Below are 2,283 nucleotides of genomic sequence, written 5' to 3' on the forward strand. Positions count from 1 at the left end.
CCGAACCCCTTCTGATACCCGTACCCGGCAACCCGCACCACCATCGGATTGCGGTACTGACGGTCGGAGAAGAACTGCAACGTCGCACCCTCCCCCCGGATCTGATCGGCCGCATTGTGCAGATACGCCAGGTACTGGATCTCCGGGAACGGCAGTAGTCCGGACACCCCCGCGCCCAGCGCGAGACCCAGGATCGCCTGCTCGTCGAGGAGCGTGTCGAACACCCGCGCCGACCCCGCCTTCTTCATCAGACCCCGGGTCACCCCGTACACCCCGCCCTTGCGGGCGACGTCCTCACCGAACACCAGCGCCTCGGGATACTCGATGAGCACATCGAGCAGGGCACGGTTGATCGCGAGAGCGAGGGTGAGCGGACCTTCCTCCTCGGGAAGCGGGGATCCGACGATCTGGGCTCGGCGGGCCGGGTAGGTCCGTCGCGGTTCGGCGTCGATCGCCTCGTCGAGGCCCTCGGTCAGTGGCCGCATCACTGCGGCGGGACTGTCGAGTTGCGGCAGCTCGCCGACTTCCTGTGCGAGCGCGTCGACTTCGGCGCGCTTGTTCTCGTAGAGGTCGAGGATGTCGGTGGGGCTCAGGTGTCCGCGCTCGATGAGGAGTTTCGCCGTGCACAGCACCGGATCCCGGTCGAAGTCGGCGGTGATCTCGCTGGTGGTGCGATAGGCGGCTTCGAAGTCGGAGCCGGCGTGACCCATCAACCGGACGGTGCGCAGGTGCAGGAACGCCGGCTTGCGGTGCCTGCGAACCCAGTCGGCGGCATGCTTCGCGGTGGCGTAGGCCATCGGGAGGTCGGATCCGTCGACCGTGAAGTACTCGAGACCTTCACGGTTGCCGAAGTTCGCGGCGATCCACCCCTTCGGCGTCTTGGTGCTGATGCCGATGCCGTTGTCTTCGCAGACGACCAACAGCGGAAGCGGAAGGCCCTGGAAGGCCGAGTGGATGGCGGTGTTGATCGCGCCGACCGCGGTCGAGTGATTCGCCGAGGCGTCGCCGAAACTGCAGACCGCGACCGCGTCCTCGGGCCACGCGGAGAACACGTTCAATTTGGTGGCGCGGGCGATGGAGAAGGCGACGCCGACCGCCCGGGGCAGGTGAGAGGCGATCGTCGAGGTCTGGGGAATGATATTGAGGTCGTGGCGGCCGAACACCTTGTGCCGGCCGCCGGACATCGGTTCCTCGGTGGCTGCGACGACGCCGAGAAGAACATCGCGCAGCGGGTTGCTGCCCCGGACCTGCCGGGCACGTTCGAGGAAGAAGGCTCCGGAACGGTAGTGCAGCAGCGCCGGATCGGTCGGCCGGAGGGCTCCCGCGACGACGGCGTTCCCTTCGTGCCCGGACGATCCGATCGTGTAGAAGCCCTTGCCCTTCGCGCGAAGCCGTCGGGCAACCAGATCCAGGTGCCGACTGCCTAATTGAGAATCGAACAGGTCCAGGGTTTGCTGCACGGACAGGCTCGACGCTGTCTCGACGGGCCGGTCGTGATCGCTCGCTCCCGGACGTGTCGTATCGGCCATCGCGGCGACGGTGGTGGTGAAGTGATCATCGATCTGTTCGGCCATGAATCCGGCTCCTGAGGGGCAGGTGATCGTCTTCTGCTGGGCGGTGCAACGGGTGGGGTCAGACGATGTTTGTTTCGCCTGCGCCGATACCGGCCTGCGCGAAACGGTCCAGGGCGAACGAGCTGATGTCGTATCCGGGCTCTTTGCCGTGGTAGAGGTCGCGCACGATCTCGCCGGTCGCCGGGCCCATCAGGAAGCCGTGGCCGGAGTATCCGGTGGCGATGAGCAGGCCTTCGACCTCGGTGGAGCGGTCGATGATCTGGTTGCGGTCGGGGGTGACCTCGTAGAGGCCGGCCCAACCGGTGCTGATGCCGTAGTCCAGTACGGCCGGCACCCGGGTCTCGGCGATGGCGCCCAGTCCCATCAGCCAGTCCTCGAGTTCGAACTTGAGGTTGAATCCCTCGCGCTCGTTCGGGTCGGACCAGCCCAGAAGCAGGCCTTTGCCTTCCGGGTGGAAGTAGAAGTTCGACGGGAAGTCGATGGTCAGCGACGGCGAGGATTCGGGCAACTCGGACAGCGGCTCGGTGAAGGCGATCTGTCGGCGGACGGGAACGACGGGGATGTTCACCCCGAGCATGTTGCCGATGCCGGCCGACCAGGCTCCGGCGGCGCAGACCACGGTGTCGGTCTTGATGCGTCCGTGTTCGGTCACGACTCCGGTAATGGTGCCGCCGGTGCTCTCGATGTCGGTGACCGCGCAGTGGCGGAC

General features: G+C 66.4%; 2 protein-coding genes. Both read right to left on the bottom strand.

Annotation, left to right across the window (positions count from 1 at the left end):
- Window positions 1–1,529 (bottom strand): thiamine pyrophosphate-dependent enzyme (locus AC1D1G_RS44445; protein WP_477956858.1); only part of this gene is annotated, 1,529 nt, incomplete at its 3' end.
- Window positions 1,530–1,632: 103 nt separating this feature from the next.
- Window positions 1,633–2,283, bottom strand: a 651-nt coding sequence (locus AC1D1G_RS44450) for an NAD(P)/FAD-dependent oxidoreductase (RefSeq protein ID WP_477956857.1), incomplete at its 5' end; no start/stop codon positions are given.

It is taken from the genome of Rhodococcus sp. P3_B8 (genome assembly GCF_056402775.1).